Origin of the sequence: Sulfuritalea sp. (genome assembly GCF_017302275.1) — a bacterium.
Taxonomy (GTDB): Bacteria; Pseudomonadota; Gammaproteobacteria; order Burkholderiales; family Rhodocyclaceae; genus Sulfuritalea.
In genome coordinates this window covers 23,755-38,514 of sequence record NZ_JAFLDR010000027.1, presented here as the reverse complement: position 1 = coordinate 38,514, position 14,760 = coordinate 23,755, and the positions used below count along the sequence as shown (strand labels likewise).

The window sequence follows — 14,760 nt, the reverse complement described above, 5'->3', positions numbered from 1 at the left end:
CCGGGTCAGACATTGCCGCTACCACATGAACAGTGAACCCCGTCCGCCTGTCGAAATCGGTGCTCGGTAGCACAGGGGCATCTCCAGCACCGTCGAGACGCAGCCTTGCAGCATGCCGGTTGCAGTCTTCCGGCGAAAAAAAGCGGTTTCAGGAAGGCTAACGCCAGCCCAACTGGCGTTAAGCATAGCGACCGCAACCATCATTGCCGAACCGGATGGTCTTATACATTCCTGGCACTCCGACCCGATCATCTGATTTCGGCAAGGCTGGAAGCCGCACTGCCACCCAACGCCTTGTAGAAGCTCGCGTCCGTCGCCAGGAGTTGCCGCCGTGTCGCCAGCGCCGACTGTTGCGCCGCGAAGTGCTCGCGCTGGGCATCGAGCAGTTCGAGATAGCTTGACAGCCCTGCGTTGTGCCGCGCCTCGACCATGCGCTGGCGTTCGCCCTGCGCCCTGGTCGCCGCTTCCTGCGCCGCCAGCTGCTCGGCGTATTGCTCGCGCGCGGCGAGCAGGTCGGCGATTTCGCGGAAGGCCTGCTGCAGCACTTTTTCATAGTCGGCGACGGCGATGGTCTTGCGCGCCTCGGCCAGGTCCACGCTGCCCTGGCTGCGCCCGGCATCAAACAGCGGATAGCGCAGCACCGGGTTGAAGCTCCAGGCGCCGCTGCCGGCGTCGAACAGGCCGGCCAGCGAGCGGCTGGCAGTGCCCAGCGCGGCGGTGAGCAGGATGCGCGGCAGGAAGGCAGCGCGCGCGGCGCCGATGTTGGCATTGGCGGCCAGCAGGCGCTGCTCGGCGGCCAGCACGTCGGGGCGGGCCAGCAGCACTTCGGAAGGCAGGCCGACCGGCACTTCGGCCACCAGTTCCTGCTCGGCCAGCCGGCGCCCGGCCGGCAGCGCGGGCGTGGCGCCGACCAGCAGGCGCAGCGCATTCTCGGCGGCGGCGAGCTGGCGCATCAGATTGGCCAGCTCGGCGCGGGTGGCCTGCATCGCGCTGTCGGCGGCCAGCACGTCGAGGTCACCGGCGAGACCAACATCGCGCCGGGCGACGATCAGGCGGCGGCTTTCGCCGCGGTTGGCCAGCGTCGCTGCTGCCAGCGCGACACGCTCCTGCAGCTCGATCTGGCTGAAGTAGGCGCTCGCCACGTCGGCGATGAGGCCGAGGCGGAAGCTCTTCTGCGCCTGCTCGCTGGCGAGGAAACTCGCCTGCGCCGCCGCGTCGAGGCTCTTGACGCGGCCCCAGAAGTCGAGCTCGAAGGCGCTGATGCCGAGGTTCACGTCGTAGCGCTGGGCGTTAAGCTGGCGGTTGTTGGCCGCGAGGTCGGCCGGGGTCAGCGAGGCGGCGCGCTGGGCGGCAGCATCGATCTGGGGCAAGCGGTCGGCACGGGCGAGGCCGGCCTGGGCGCGCGCCTCGTCCACGCGCGCCAGCGCGATGCGCAGGTCGCGGTTGTGCTCCAGCGCGGCGGCGACCAGGGCCTGCAGGCGCGGATCGGGAAAGTGCTGGCGCCAGTCGCCGCCGACAGTCGCCGTGCCGCCAGCGCCGGTTTTTGCCTCGGCCGGCCAGGCCGCCGGCACCGGCGCGGTCGGGCGCTGATACTCGGGAACCATCGAGCAGCCTGCAGCCAGCAAGGCAAGCAAGGGGAGCAGGTGCTTACTCATGCTTGTCCTCTCCGTGATGCCGACTGTGCCCGGGGAAGATGCGGCGCACGACAAGGAAGAACACCGGGACGAAGAACACAGCGAGCACCGTCGCCGTGATCATGCCGCCCATCACGCCGGTGCCGATGGCGTGGCGGCTGTTGGCGCCGGCGCCGGTGGACAGGGCCAGCGGCATGACGCCGAAAATGAAGGCGATCGAGGTCATGACGATGGGCCGGATGCGCAGGCGGCAGGCTTCCAGTGTGGCCTCGACGAGTTCCATGCCCTGCTCCTGCAACTCGCGGGCGAACTCGATGATCAGGATCGCGTTCTTCGCCGACAGGCCGATGATGGCGATCAGGCCGACCTTGAAATACACGTCGTTGGTCAGGCCGCGCAGTTCCACGGCGAGCACCGAGCCGAAGATGCCCAGCGGCACCACCAGCATCACGGCGAAGGGGATCGACCAGCTTTCGTAAAGTGCGGCGAGGCAGAGGAAGACCACGACCAGCGAGACGGCGAAGAGGAAGGGCGCCTGGCTGCCGGACTGGCGTTCTTCGAACGAGGTGCCGGACCATTCGAAGCCGATGCCGGGCGGCAGCTTGGCGGCGACCTCTTCCATCGCCTTCATGGCTTCGCCGGTGGAGCGCCCAGGTGCGGCATTGCCGGAAACCTTCATCGAGGGCAGGCCGTTGAAGCGGTCGAGCTTGGGCGCGCCGGTGACCCAGGAGGCGCGCGCCAGCTCGGCCAGCGGAATCATCTCGCCGCGGGCGTTCTTCACCGGCAGGCGCAAGATGTCCTCGGGCGTGCGCCGGGTGTCGGGCTCGGCCTGCATCTGCACCCGCAGCACGCGGCCCTGGCGCACGAAGTCGTTGATGTAGGCCACACCCAGCGCCGACTGCAGCACCTCGTTGAGGTCGGCGAGGTCGACGCCCAGCGCGCGCGCCTTGAGGCGGTCGACGTCGAGGAAGATCTGCGGCCCGGCCTCCTGGCCTTCGGGCCGGACGCCGACCAGCACCGGATTCTGCCCGGCCATGCCGAGCGCCATGTTGCGGGCTTCGAGCAGCTTTTCGCGGCCGAGGCCGCCGCGGTCCTGGAGGCGGAAATCGAAGCCACCGATCGCCGCGAGTTCGGGAATCGGCGGCACGTTGACGGCGAACATCATTGCCTGCTTGATGCGGAAGAAGGCCATATTGGCGCGCCGCACAACGGCGGGCGCCTCGGCGTCCTTGCCCGGGCGCTCGTCCCAGTCCTTGAGGCGGACGAAGGTGATCGCCGCGTTCTGGCCGCGACCGAAGAAGGAGAAGCCGGCAACGCCGATCACGTGCTGCACTTCCTTCTGCTTGAGAAAGTAGGCCTCGGCTTCCTGCAACACTTCCAGCGTGCGCTCGCGCGTCGCGCCCGAGGGCAACTGGATCACGCTGATGAAATAGCCCTGGTCCTCATCGGGCAGGAAGCTGCCGGGCAACTTGGTGAACAACCAGCCGGTGGCGCCGAGGATCGCGAGATAGACGACCAGCCAGCGCCAGGGACGGCCAAGCATGGCGCGCGTGCCGGCGAGGTAGCGTTTCACCGTCGCGGCGAAGCCGCGGTTGAACATGCCGAGCACCCCGCGCGTGGGCACCAGGTCGTCGCTGCCCGGCTTGTGCTTGAGCAGGGTGGCGCACAGGGCCGGCGTCAGCGACAGGGCGAGCAGCGCCGAGAAGCCCATGGTCAGCACCAGGGTCACGGCGAACTGGCGGTAGATGGCGCCGGTGGAACCGCCGAAGAAGGCCATCGGCACGAACACGGCAGACAGCACAAGGGTGATGGCGATGATGGCGCCGACGATCTGGTCCATGGCCTTGCGCGTGGCATCGCGCGGCGGCAGGTTCTCCTCGCTCATGATGCGCTCGACGTTTTCGACGACCACAATGGCGTCGTCGACCACGATGCCGATCGCCAGCACCATGGCGAACAGGGTCAGCACATTGACCGAGTAGCCGAAGAGGTAGAGCCCGACCAGGCCGCCGACCAGGGCCACCGGCACGACGATGGCCGGAATGAAGGTGGCGCGCAGGTTGCCGAGGAAGACGTACATCACCAGGAAGACCAGGGCCATGGCCTCGGCCAGGGTCTTCAGCACCTCGCGGATCGAGATGTCTACGAAGCGCGAGGTGTCGTAGGGGATAACCCAGGAAATGCCCTTGGGAAAGTATTTCGCCAGCTCCGCCATGCGCTCCTTGACCGCCTTGGCGGTGTCGAGCGCATTGGCACCGGGCGCCATGCGCACGGCGATCGCCGCCGACGCCTGCTGGTCGGTGCGCGCGGCGATGCTGTAGTCCTGGGCGCCAAGCTCGACGCGGGCAATGTCCTTGACGCGCACCGTGGCGCCCGCCGCGTTGGCTTTGACGATGATCTCGCCGAACTCCTCGGGCGTCGCGAGGCGCGACCGGGTGACGATAACGGCGTTGATTTGCTGGCCGTCGGCTGCCGGCAACTGGCCAAGTTCGCCGGCGGCGAGCTGGGTGTTCTGCGCGCGCACCGCTTTGGCCACGTCGGCCGGCGTCAGGCCGTAGGCATGCAGTTTTTCGGGCTTGAGCCAGAGGCGCATCGAGTACTCGGTGCCGAAGAGGATGGCCTCGCCCACGCCCGGCGTGCGGCGGATGTTTTCCAGCACGTTGGCGGCGGCATAGCTGCCGAGATCGACGTTGGAAGAGCTGTTATCGGGCGAGAACAGCGAGATGAACAGCAGGTAGTTGCGCGCCGCCTTGTTCACCGTGATGCCGAGGCGCCGGACTTCCTCGGGCAGGCGCGCCTCGGCGCGCTTGATGCGGTTCTGCGCTTCGACCGAGGCGAGGTCGAGGTTGGTGCCGGCCTCGAAGGTCAGCGTCACCGTGCCTATGCCTTGCTCCGAGGCCGACTCCATATAGAGCAGGCGTTCGATGCCGTTCATCTCCTGCTCGATCAGCGCGACCACCGATTCCTCGACCACCTGCGCCGAAGCGCCCGGGTAGTTGAGGGTGATCGACAGTGCCGGCGGCGCCACCGCCGGATAGCTGGCCACGGGGAGTTGGCGTAGCGCCAGGCCGCCGGCGAGCAGGATGATCAGGGCGATCACCCAGGCGAAGATCGGCCGGTCGATGAAGAACTTGGCAAACATCTATTTCTTGGCGTCGGCTGGCTTGGCTTCGGCAGTCGGCGCTGGGGGGACGGCGCCTGGCGGCGGGCCCGGCTTTTTCGCCGGGTCCCACGGAACCGGTTTCACAATGGCACCTGGTCTGGCTTTCTGCAGGCCATTGATGATGACCTGATCGCCCGGTTTGAGACCGCTTTCGATGAGGAAGTCCTGGGCCGCCATGCCGCCGGTCTTGACCGGGCGCTGATTCACTTTGCCCTCGGTATCGACCACCATCACGCCCTGTCCCAGCGGCGAAACGGTTACCGAGCGCTGAGGAATGCGGATCGCGGCCTCGACTTCGGCCTGCGGGAAACGCACCCGGGCAAAGGTGCCGGGCAGCAGTTCGCGCCGCGGATTGGGAAACTCGGCGCGCAACAGCACGGATCCCGTGCCGGGATCCACGGCAAGATCGGCGAAGCGCAAGGTCCCCGGTTCGGGATAGAGCGTACCGTCCTCGAGCAGCAAGCGGACCTGTGCCGCCTTGGCCGCCTTCTGCTTGCCGGCCTTGACGGCCTGCTGCAGCCGCAGCATGTCCGAATAGCTTTGCGAGAACTCGACGCGTATGGGATCAAGCTGTTCGATGGTAGCCAGATGCGTCGCTTCCCCCTTGCCGACCAGGGCGCCCTCGGTCACCAGGGCGCGGCCGATGCGGCCGGAAATCGGCGCCGGAGGTACGGCGTTCTCGAGGTCGAGCCTGGCCCGGGCCAGCGCCGCTTCGGCCTGCTTGTGGCGCGCCGATGCCTGGTCGTATTCCTGCTGGCTGACGGCCTTGATTTCCAGTAGCGGCTTGAGGCGGCTGAAGCTGGCGGCGGCGCTGGCCAGGTCGGCTTCGGCGGCGGACAGGTTGGCCTGGTAGGTGCGCGCGTCGATGCGGAACAGCGGCGTGCCGGCGGCGATGTCGCTGCCTTCGGCGAAAAGGCGCTTTTCAACCACGCCCTCGACTCGGGCGCGGACCTGGGCGCTACGGATCGCCATCAGGCGGCCAGGCAGATCCTGGGTCAGGGTTGCGGCGCCGGTGGCGACGATCAGCACCTCGACTTCGGGCGGTGGCGGCGCGGCGCCGGGTCCGGCGGCCGAGCCGGCGCCCGGCTTCTTGTCGCCCTCGCCGCAGGCGGCGAGCAGCGCCAACATGACAAAGGCAAGGTATCGGTTCATTGCATGCTCCGGCTGCGATTCCGGCACCCTCTGCAGGCGCGCCGCAAAGGCCGAAGTATTTCATGGCGCAAACAAAAAAGGCAGCCGAAGCTGCCTTTTTTGCGTAACCCAATGTTGCGCCGTCAGTGCCGCTGCTTGCGCAGCTTGTCGATCGCCGCCAGTTGCGCGATGGCCTCGGCGAGTTCGACCTGGGCGCGCGCGTAGTCCATTTCGGAACCGCGATTGACCATGGCTTCCTCGGCCAGCTTCTTGGCTTCGAGGGCCTTGGCTTGATCGAGGTCGGCGCCACGGATCGCGGTGTCGGCCAGAACGGTCACCAGACCCGGTTGCACTTCCAGCAGGCCGCCGGCAACGAAGATCAGTTCTTCCTTGCCTTCCTGCGTCTGTACGCGCACGGCACCCGGCTTGATGCGGGTCATCAGCGGCATGTGGCCGGGCATGATGCCCAATTCACCTGCTTCGCCCGGCAATACGACGAACTGGGCCAGGCCGAAGAAAATCATCTCCTCGGCACTGACGACGTCGACATGAATGGTCATGGCCATTACTGTACCCCTTTATTTGCGCTTACTGCAGCGTCTTGGCCTTCTCGAAGACTTCCTCGATCGCGCCGACCATGTAGAAGGCCTGCTCGGGGATCGTATCGCACTCGCCGTCGACGATCATCTTGAAGCCCTTGATGGTGTCGGCCAGCGGCACGATCTTGCCCGGCGAACCGGTGAATACTTCGGCAACGTTGAAGGGCTGCGACAGGAAGCGCTGGATCTTGCGCGCGCGGGTCACGGCCAGCTTGTCTTCGGGCGCCAGTTCGTCCATGCCCAGAATCGCGATGATGTCCCGCAGTTCCTTATAGCGCTGCAGGTTCGACTGCACGCGGCGGGCGACGCTGTAGTGCTCTTCGCCGACGACCAGCGGGTCGAGCTGGCGCGAGGTGGAGTCGAGCGGATCGACGGCCGGGTAGATGCCCAGCGAGGCGATGTCGCGCGACAGAACGACGGTGGCGTCGAGGTGGAGGAAGGTCGTGGCCGGGGACGGATCGGTCAAGTCGTCCGCTGGCACATACACGGCCTGGATCGAGGTGATCGAGCCGACTTTGGTCGAGGTGATACGCTCCTGCAGCTTGCCCATTTCATCGGCCAGGGTCGGCTGGTAGCCCACGGCGGACGGCATGCGGCCCAGCAGCGCGGAGACTTCGGTACCGGCCAGGGTATAGCGATAGATGTTGTCGATGAAGAGCAGGATGTCCTTGCCTTCGTCGCGGAACTTCTCGGCCATGGTGAGGCCGGTCAGCGCCACGCGCAGGCGGTTGCCGGGAGGCTCGTTCATCTGGCCGAAGACCATGGCCACCTTGTCGAGAACGCCGGACTCTTCCATCTCGTGATAGAAGTCGTTGCCTTCACGGGTACGCTCACCGACGCCGGCGAACACCGAGTAGCCGCCGTAAGACTTGGCGATGTTGTTGATCAGTTCCATCATGTTCACGGTCTTGCCGACGCCGGCGCCGCCGAACAGGCCGATCTTGCCGCCCTTGGCAAACGGACAGACCAGGTCGATAACCTTGATGCCCGTGGGCAGCAGGTCGACCGAGGGCGACAGCTCGTCGAACTTCGGCGCCTTGGCGTGGATCGGGCGCAGCTCACCACCCGGAATCGGGCCGGCTTCGTCGATCGGACGGCCAAGCACGTCCATGATGCGGCCCAGCGTGCCGGTGCCGACCGGCACCGAGATGGGTGCGCCGGTGCCCTTGACCGCCATGCCGCGACGCAGGCCGTCGGAAGAACCGAGGGCGATGGTGCGCACGACCCCGTCGCCGAGCTGCTGCTGGACTTCGAAGGTCAGGCCCTGTTCGGCGTTGCCGGAATCGGCCTCGTCGAGGGTCAAAGCTTCATAAACCTTGGGCATCGCCTCACGGGGGAACTTGATGTCCACCACCGCGCCAATGCACTGAACGATGTTTCCGTTGCTCATGGTTGTTTCCTCAATGTAAATCCGTTAACCACAGTCGCTTCCGCGCCTGGTTGATTTGGTCTCGTCACAACATTCGCTTTGCTCATGTCAGCCTCGCCCAATCATCCGGCAATCGCCGCGGCACCGCCGACGATTTCCGAGATTTCCTTGGTGATCGCCGCCTGGCGCGCCTTGTTGTACACCAACTGCAATTCCTTGATGACGTTGCCGGCATTGTCGGTCGCCGACTTCATCGCCACCATCCGCGCCGACTGCTCGGAGGCCATGTTTTCGGCGACGCCCTGGTAGATCAGGGCCTCGACGTAGCGCACCAGCAGCTCGTCGATCACGCTCTGCGCGTCGGGCTCGTAGAGATAGTCCCAACTGCGCTCCGGCGTGCCCATGCGTTCGCCCGAAAGCGGCAGCAGGGGCTCGATCACCGGCTCCTGCTTCATGGTGTTGATGAAGCGGGTGTAGGCGATATACACGGCGTCCAGCTCACCGGCCTGAAAGGCGTCGATCATGACCTTCATCGGCCCGATCAGCTTGTCCAGGTGCGGCGTGTCGCCCAGGTGGGTGACGTGGGAAATGACATTGGCACCGAGGCGCTGCATGAAGCCCAGACCCTTGTTGCCGATGCAGGTGACGCGGATGTCCTTGGCCCCGCTGGACTCCCAGCCACGCATGGTTGATAGGCACTGCCGCAGGATGTTCGTGTTGAGGCCGCCGCACAGGCCCTTGTCCGTGGTCACGACGATCAGGCCGACGCGCTTCAACTGTTCGGTCTTGGCCCGGCTGAGGAAGGCGTGACGGTACTCGGTCACGTTGGCCTGCGAAAGGTTCGCCGCGAGGCGACGGATCTTTTCGCTGTAGGGTCGTGCGGCACGCATCCGTTCCTGCGCCTTGCGCATCTTGGACGCGGCCACCATCTCCATGGCCTTGGTGATCTTGCGCGTGTTCTGGACGCTCTTGATCTTGGTGCGGATCTCTTTACTGCCAGGCATGATCGCTCCCCGTTAGACGTTGATGATCAGGCCCAGGACTTCTTGAACTCGGTCAAGGCAGCCTTGAGCTGGGCTTCGGCTTCCTTGTCGAGATCGTTGGTGCTGGTGATCTTGTCCATCAGCGCGGCGTACTTTTGCTTCACGAACTGGTGCAGGTCGGATTCAAAAGCCAGGATGCGCGGAACATCGACGTCGTCCATGAAGCCTTCGTTCGAGGCATAGAGCGTCACGGCCATTTCGGCCACTGACAGTGGCGCGTATTGCAACTGTTTCATCAGCTCGGTGACGCGACGGCCGCGCTCGAGCTGCTTGCGCGTGGCTTCGTCAAGATCGGAGGCAAACTGGGCGAAAGCCGCGAGTTCGCGGTACTGCGCCAAGGCGAGACGAACGCCGCCGCCGAGCTTCTTGATCACCTTGGTCTGGGCGGCGCCGCCGACGCGGGACACCGAGACGCCGGCGTTCATGGCGGGACGGATGCCGGCGTTGAACAGGTCGGTCTCCAGGAAGATCTGGCCGTCGGTAATCGAGATGACGTTGGTCGGCACGAAGGCGGAAACGTCACCGGCCTGGGTTTCGATCACCGGCAGCGCGGTCAGCGAACCAGTCTTGCCCTTGACTTCGCCGTTGGTCAGCTTCTCGACCCAGGCTTCCGACACGCGAGCAGCACGCTCTAGCAGGCGGGAGTGAATGTAGAACACGTCGCCCGGGTAAGCTTCGCGGCCGGGAGGACGGCGCAGCAGCAGGGAGATCTGGCGATAGGCCCAGGCCTGCTTGGTGAGGTCGTCATAAATGATCAGGGCGTCCATGCCGCGGTCGCGGAAGTATTCGCCCATGGTGCAGCCGCCGTACGGCGCGAGGAACTGCATCGCGGCGGAGTCGGAGGCGGAAGCCGCGACGACGATGGTGTAACCCATGGCGCCGTGCTCTTCGAGTTTCCGTACCACGTTGGCGATGGTCGAGGCCTTCTGGCCGACCGCCACGTAGATACAGAACATGTTCTGACCCTTCTGGTTGATGATGGTGTCAACCGCGACGGCCGTCTTGCCGGTCTGGCGGTCGCCGATGATCAGTTCGCGCTGGCCGCGGCCGACGGGAACCATCGAGTCGATCGCCTTGAGACCCGACTGCACCGGCTGCGACACCGATTTGCGCCAGATCACGCCCGGCGCCACCTTCTCGACCTTGTCGGTCAACTTGGCGTTGATCGGGCCCTTGCCGTCGATCGGCTCGCCCAGGGCGTTGACCACGCGACCGAGCAGCTCGGGGCCGATCGGGACTTCCAGGATGCGGCCCGTGCACTTGACGGTATCGCCTTCCGAGATGTGCTCGTAGTCGCCCATGACCACGGCGCCGACGGAGTCGCGCTCGAGGTTCAGCGCGAGGCCGAAGGTGTTGCCGGGGAATTCCAGCATTTCGCCCTGCATCACGTCGGTCAGGCCATGCACGCGGCAAATGCCGTCGGTAACCGAAACCACGGTACCTTCGTTGCGGGCCGTGGCGGCCAGCTGCATGTTCTGGATCCGGCTCTTGATCAGGTCGCTGATTTCGGATGGATTGAGATTCATGGAATTGCTCCTAGTTCTTTAGCGCGGTGGCCATCGCGGCAAGTTTGCCGCGGACCGAGGCATCGATCACTTCATCGCCGACGGCAATACGGACGCCACCGATTAGTTCTGCATCGACCTTGACGGTCGCCTGAATCCTGCAGCCGAACTTGCGTTCCACGTCCGCCACGAGATTCTTCAGCGTCGCATCGTCGAGCGCGAAGGCGGATGAGATCTCTGCATCCTTGACCCCTTCCTGTGCGTGCTTGAGCTCTTCGAAGAGCCCGCTGATCTCAGGCAGCACGACCAGGCGGTCGTTGTCGGCGAGGACGCGGACGAAGTTCTGATGGTCGGCCGACAGGTCAGACTTGCCGCCCGAAGCGGCCACGTCGAGGCAGAGTTGCGCCACCTGGGCAGCGGAGAGGCGCGGGTTGCCGATGCACTCCTCCATCTCCGGGGTGGCGGCTACCGCCGACAGGCGCGAAAGTGCGTCGGACCACGCCTGCAGCGCATTCCCGCCCTTTGCGAGCTGGAACGCTGCCTCGGCATAGGGGCGCGCAAGGGTGACGTTTTCGGCCATGGCGGATCAGAGCTCCGACTTGAGTTGCGTCAGCAGCTCGGCGTGGACCTGGGCATTGATCTCCTTGCGCAGAATCCGCTCGGCACCGGCCACGGCCAGCGCAGCGACCTGCTCGCGCAGGGCCTCCTTGGCGCGTTGCGACGCTGATGCCGCTTCGGTTTCTGCTGCTTCGCGAGCGGCGGCAACAATGCGGGCTCCCTCGACACGCGCTTCCTCGATCAATTGGGCCACTTGGCGTTCGGCGCCGCTGCGGAACTCGGCGGCGGATTCGCGCGCCTTGCGCAGCTCCTCGCCAGCCTTCTTCTCGGCATGCGCCAGGTCGGTCTTGGCCTTGTCCGCGGCCGCAAGCCCGTCGGCTATCTTGCCCGCGCGCTCGTCGAGTGCCTTCATGATGGGCGGCCACACGAATTTCATCGTGAACCACGCCAGGATGAGGAACACAACCAGCTGGGCAAACAGCGTTGCGTTCAGATTCACGGTAATCGCTCCTTAGCGGTTAGGGGAGTCGATTACTTGATGAACGGATTGGCAGTCGTGTACCACAGGGCGATACCGGTACCGATAATGAACGCAGCATCGATCAGACCAACCAGCAGGAACATCTTGGTTTGCAGCGTGTTCATCAGCTCAGGCTGACGGGCGGACGCTTCCAGAAAACGGCTGCCCATGATGCCGATGCCGATACAAGCGCCCGCGGCACCCAGACCGATGATCAAACCGGCGGCCAGCGCTACGAAACCAACGATGTTGCCTTCCATGATGACTCCTTGTGTGTAAAAGTGAAGGTTAAGTTGAGATATTGAGACTAGTGGCTTTCATGTGCCTGGCCGATGTAAACCAGCGTCAGCATCATGAAGATAAAAGCCTGCAACGTGATGATCAGAATGTGGAAAATGGCCCAGATCGCACCGGCGAGGACACCGCCGATCCAGAGCAAACCGCTGCCCGCGGTTCCGGCCCATGCCGCGCCCATCAACGCGATCAGCATGAAGATCAGCTCGCCGGCGTACATGTTGCCGAACAGTCGCATGCCGTGGGAGACGGTCTTGGCAACGAACTCGATCAGTTGCATGGCGAAGTTGATCGGGTAGAGCACCGGATGACTGCCGAAGGGCGCGGTGAACAACTCGTGCATCCAGCCGCCGAAGCCCTTGATCTTGACGCTGTAATAGAGGCAGAGAATGAGTACGCCGAGCGACATGCCGAGCGTGGCATTAAGGTCGGCGGTGGGCACCACCCGCATGTAGGCGTGGTGGGGATCATGGCCGGCGGCGCCGAAGATCGCGGCCCAGATGTTCGGGACCAGATCCAGCGGCAACAGGTCCATCGCGTTCATGAAGAAGATCCAGACAAAGACCGTCAGCGCCAGCGGAGCGATGAAGCTGCGGTCGCCATGGACGATTGATTTCGATTGCGATTCGACCATCTCCACCAGGATTTCGACCGCCGCCTGGAAGCGCCCGGGTACGCCCGAGGTGGCCTTTGAGGCGGCCCGCGCCAGGATGAGAATGGCGACCAGTCCGAGCGAGACGGACCAGAACAGGGTATCGAGGTGGAATACCGACCAATCGACCAGCGCGGTTTGCTTGGCGCTCTTCAGGTGGGTCAGGTGGTGGACGATGTATTCGGATGCGTTGGGACCTTGGGCTGCCATGCTCGTTCAGGCCTTCATCAAAATCACTATCAGGTTTGCCTTTAGCGCCAGAAACAGTCCGGCCAGCAGAGCCAGCCAATTCAGTTCCCGATACGCCCCCGCCACTATCACGAGCAACGCCAGCGTTGCCGCGACCTTGATCAATTCACCGACAAAAAACCTCGCCACCGATGGCCTGCCGCTCTTCGCCGCCGCCCAGAGACTCAGGGCGAAAAACAGGTTCGGCACCACGACTGCCGCTCCGCCCAGTGCCGCGGAAGCGGCGCCGTGCTGTCCTGCCCAGAACCACGAGAGGGCGACGACGATCAGGGTTGCGAGGCTTTGATGAAAAACAGCCTTGAACATCTATGCCAGGCCGCTTCCAAAAGCCCGCGAATATAGGGCATTGATCATAGGTTGTCAATTAATTTATGTTGCAGCGCGCCATTTTAATTGATTCCCGTTGCTACCTCGGTTTCAGCCTAGTCGCGCCAGCAATCCATCCAGCTGGTCGAGGCTGCCGAAACGGATCGTCAGGCTGCCGCTTCCCTTGCGATTGGCGCTGATGTTCACTGTCGCCCCAAGTCGGTCCGAGAGCTCCTCCTCAAGGCGAAGCAGGTCCCGATCCGGCTTTTTGTTGGATTCCTTTTTTTGTGGCGGATTGAGTTCGCGTGCAACCAGCTTTTCCGTTTCCCGCACAGAGAAGCCCTTGTCGACCACCAGCGCCGCCAACCTGCCCTGCTCTCCCTTTGACAACGGCAGCAGCGCCCGCGCGTGGCCCATTTCGATGTCGCCAGCCATCAACATGTCCTGCGCCGGCTTGGCCAACTGCAACAGGCGCAGCAAGTTGGACGCCGCGGAACGCGAGCGTCCGACGGCATCGGCAGCCTGCTGATGGGTCATCTGGAATTCGTCGATCAGGCGCTGTATGCCGGCAGCCTCCTCAAGCGGATTTAGATCTTCGCGCTGGATGTTTTCAATCAGGGACATCGCCAGCGCCGCATCGTCGGGTATGTCGCGGATAAGCACCGGCACCTCGCCGAGTCCGGCTATTTGCGCCGCGCGCCAGCGGCGCTCGCCGGCAATGATTTCAAAGCGGCCCGCTCCGACCGGCCGCACTGAAATAGGCTGTATCAGTCCCTGGGCCTTGATCGAGGCCGCCAACTCTTCCAACGACCCCGGGTCCATGCGGGTTCGCGGCTGGTATTTGCCGGGCTGCAGCGCACCCACGGCAAGGGTTTCCTGGCGCTGCGTTTCGGACGTCACATTGGCGGCGAGCAGGGCGTCGAGCCCGCGGCCGAGGCCCTTTTGTTTTGGTGGGTTCACGCGGTTTCCTTCCACGAATTGACGCGATCTATCATCTCCACGGCGAAGGCCATGTAGGCCTGCGCTCCCTTTGCCGCCTTGTCGAACAGCACGCCGGGGACGCCGTAGCTTGGTGCCTCTGCCAGCCGCACGTTGCGCGGCACCAGGGTCTTGAACACCTTGTCGCCGAAGTGTTCTTCAAGCTGCGCCGACACCTGGTTCGAGAGCGTGTTGCGCGGATCGAACATCACGCGCAGCAGGCCGATGATCTTCAGGTCGCGATTCAGGTTGGCATGAACCTTCTTGATGGTATTCACCAGGTCGGACAAGCCTTCCAGCGCATAGTATTCACATTGCATTGGTATGATGACGCCATGGGCGGCGCACAAGCCGTTCAGCGTCAGCATCGACAACGATGGAGGGCAGTCGATCAGGACGAAGTCATACTCGTCGCGATGCTTCGCCAAAGCCGCCTTGAGGCGCATTTCGCGGGCCTCCAGGTCGACCAGCTCGACTTCCGCGCCGGCCAGATCGCGATTTGCCGGCAACACATCGTATCTTCCGGAGGGCGATGCTGCGCGGGCGTCGGCCAAACTGGAGAGATGCAACAGAACCTGATAGACCGACGACTTGAGGCTGCGCTTGTCGACGCCGCTCCCCATGGTGGCATTGCCCTGAGGATCGAGATCCACCAGCAGGGTGCGCTGGCCGTTGGCGGCCAGCGCGGCGGCAAGATTCACTGCGGTGGTAGTCTTGCCCACCCCGCCCTTTTGATTGGCTATCGCGAATATGTGCATC

At 64.4% G+C, this 14,760-nt stretch carries 14 protein-coding genes; all 14 read right to left on the bottom strand.

Annotation, left to right across the window (positions count from 1 at the left end; all coding sequences use genetic code 11):
- Nucleotides 1-248: 248 nt before the first annotated feature.
- The 14 genes from J0M27_RS14560 to J0M27_RS14495 all read right to left on the bottom strand — a co-directional run bounded on the left by J0M27_RS14560 (nucleotide 249) and on the right by J0M27_RS14495 (nucleotide 14,759).
- Nucleotides 249-1,655, bottom strand: a complete 1,407-nt coding sequence (locus J0M27_RS14560) for an efflux transporter outer membrane subunit (RefSeq protein WP_294993097.1) — start codon at nucleotides 1,653-1,655, stop codon at nucleotides 249-251.
- Complete coding sequence (locus J0M27_RS14555; protein ID WP_294993094.1) at nucleotides 1,648-4,776, bottom strand: efflux RND transporter permease subunit; 3,129 nt, start codon at nucleotides 4,774-4,776, stop codon at nucleotides 1,648-1,650. The genes J0M27_RS14560 and J0M27_RS14555 overlap by 8 nt, the downstream gene beginning before the upstream one ends.
- Complete coding sequence (locus J0M27_RS14550) at nucleotides 4,777-5,949, bottom strand: efflux RND transporter periplasmic adaptor subunit (protein ID WP_294993091.1); 1,173 nt, start codon at nucleotides 5,947-5,949, stop codon at nucleotides 4,777-4,779.
- Between the two features lie 122 nt (nucleotides 5,950-6,071).
- Nucleotides 6,072-6,488, bottom strand: a complete 417-nt coding sequence (locus J0M27_RS14545) for a F0F1 ATP synthase subunit epsilon (protein WP_294993134.1) — start codon at nucleotides 6,486-6,488, stop codon at nucleotides 6,072-6,074.
- 28 nt (nucleotides 6,489-6,516) lie between these two features.
- The gene (atpD, locus tag J0M27_RS14540) at nucleotides 6,517-7,917 is read right to left on the bottom strand and encodes a F0F1 ATP synthase subunit beta (protein WP_294993088.1); all 1,401 of its coding nucleotides are present in this window, start codon (nucleotides 7,915-7,917) and stop codon (nucleotides 6,517-6,519) included.
- Nucleotides 7,918-8,018: 101 nt separating this feature from the next.
- Complete coding sequence (gene atpG, locus J0M27_RS14535; RefSeq protein WP_294993085.1) at nucleotides 8,019-8,900, bottom strand: F0F1 ATP synthase subunit gamma; 882 nt, start codon at nucleotides 8,898-8,900, stop codon at nucleotides 8,019-8,021.
- Nucleotides 8,901-8,926: 26 nt separating this feature from the next.
- On the bottom strand, nucleotides 8,927-10,465 hold the full coding sequence (gene atpA / locus J0M27_RS14530; RefSeq protein ID WP_294993082.1) for a F0F1 ATP synthase subunit alpha: 1,539 nt from the start codon (nucleotides 10,463-10,465) through the stop codon (nucleotides 8,927-8,929).
- 10 nt (nucleotides 10,466-10,475) lie between these two features.
- Nucleotides 10,476-11,024, bottom strand: coding sequence for a F0F1 ATP synthase subunit delta (locus tag J0M27_RS14525; RefSeq protein WP_294993079.1), 549 nt, complete (start codon nucleotides 11,022-11,024; stop codon nucleotides 10,476-10,478).
- Nucleotides 11,025-11,030: 6 nt separating this feature from the next.
- Entirely contained in the window at nucleotides 11,031-11,501 is a 471-nt protein-coding gene (locus J0M27_RS14520; protein ID WP_294993076.1) for a F0F1 ATP synthase subunit B, read from the bottom strand.
- Between the two features lie 32 nt (nucleotides 11,502-11,533).
- On the bottom strand, nucleotides 11,534-11,782 hold the full coding sequence (gene atpE / locus J0M27_RS14515) for a F0F1 ATP synthase subunit C (RefSeq protein WP_294993074.1): 249 nt from the start codon (nucleotides 11,780-11,782) through the stop codon (nucleotides 11,534-11,536).
- Between the two features lie 47 nt (nucleotides 11,783-11,829).
- Nucleotides 11,830-12,678, bottom strand: coding sequence for a F0F1 ATP synthase subunit A (gene atpB, locus J0M27_RS14510; RefSeq protein ID WP_294993071.1), 849 nt, complete (start codon nucleotides 12,676-12,678; stop codon nucleotides 11,830-11,832).
- Nucleotides 12,679-12,684: 6 nt separating this feature from the next.
- Nucleotides 12,685-13,023 (bottom strand): ATP synthase subunit I, encoded by a 339-nt coding sequence (locus tag J0M27_RS14505; RefSeq protein ID WP_294993069.1) that lies wholly within the window; start codon nucleotides 13,021-13,023, stop codon nucleotides 12,685-12,687.
- A gap of 111 nt (nucleotides 13,024-13,134) precedes the next feature.
- Nucleotides 13,135-13,983, bottom strand: a complete 849-nt coding sequence (locus J0M27_RS14500; RefSeq protein WP_294993066.1) for a ParB/RepB/Spo0J family partition protein — start codon at nucleotides 13,981-13,983, stop codon at nucleotides 13,135-13,137.
- On the bottom strand, nucleotides 13,980-14,759 hold the full coding sequence (locus J0M27_RS14495) for an AAA family ATPase (protein ID WP_294993063.1): 780 nt from the start codon (nucleotides 14,757-14,759) through the stop codon (nucleotides 13,980-13,982). The genes J0M27_RS14500 and J0M27_RS14495 overlap by 4 nt, the downstream gene beginning before the upstream one ends.
- Between the last annotated feature and the right edge of the window lies 1 nt (nucleotide 14,760).

What these genes read in the sequence shown, in the direction of transcription:
- J0M27_RS14550 (WP_294993091.1), bottom strand. Translation starts at nt 5,949, where the DNA reads ATGAACCGATACCTTGCCTTTGTCATGTTGGCGCTGCTCGCCGCCTGC.
- J0M27_RS14545 (WP_294993134.1), bottom strand. Translation starts at nt 6,488, where the DNA reads ATGACCATTCATGTCGACGTCGTCAGTGCCGAGGAGATGATTTTCTTC.
- J0M27_RS14555 (WP_294993094.1), bottom strand. Translation starts at nt 4,776, where the DNA reads ATGTTTGCCAAGTTCTTCATCGACCGGCCGATCTTCGCCTGGGTGATC.
- J0M27_RS14505 (WP_294993069.1), bottom strand. Translation starts at nt 13,023, where the DNA reads ATGTTCAAGGCTGTTTTTCATCAAAGCCTCGCAACCCTGATCGTCGTC.
- atpG (WP_294993085.1), bottom strand. Translation starts at nt 8,900, where the DNA reads ATGCCTGGCAGTAAAGAGATCCGCACCAAGATCAAGAGCGTCCAGAAC.
- atpE (WP_294993074.1), bottom strand. Translation starts at nt 11,782, where the DNA reads ATGGAAGGCAACATCGTTGGTTTCGTAGCGCTGGCCGCCGGTTTGATC.
- J0M27_RS14525 (WP_294993079.1), bottom strand. Translation starts at nt 11,024, where the DNA reads ATGGCCGAAAACGTCACCCTTGCGCGCCCCTATGCCGAGGCAGCGTTC.
- atpB (WP_294993071.1), bottom strand. Translation starts at nt 12,678, where the DNA reads ATGGCAGCCCAAGGTCCCAACGCATCCGAATACATCGTCCACCACCTG.
- atpA (WP_294993082.1), bottom strand. Translation starts at nt 10,465, where the DNA reads ATGAATCTCAATCCATCCGAAATCAGCGACCTGATCAAGAGCCGGATC.
- J0M27_RS14495 (WP_294993063.1), bottom strand. Translation starts at nt 14,759, where the DNA reads ATGCACATATTCGCGATAGCCAATCAAAAGGGCGGGGTGGGCAAGACT.
- atpD (WP_294993088.1), bottom strand. Translation starts at nt 7,917, where the DNA reads ATGAGCAACGGAAACATCGTTCAGTGCATTGGCGCGGTGGTGGACATC.
- J0M27_RS14560 (WP_294993097.1), bottom strand. Translation starts at nt 1,655, where the DNA reads ATGAGTAAGCACCTGCTCCCCTTGCTTGCCTTGCTGGCTGCAGGCTGC.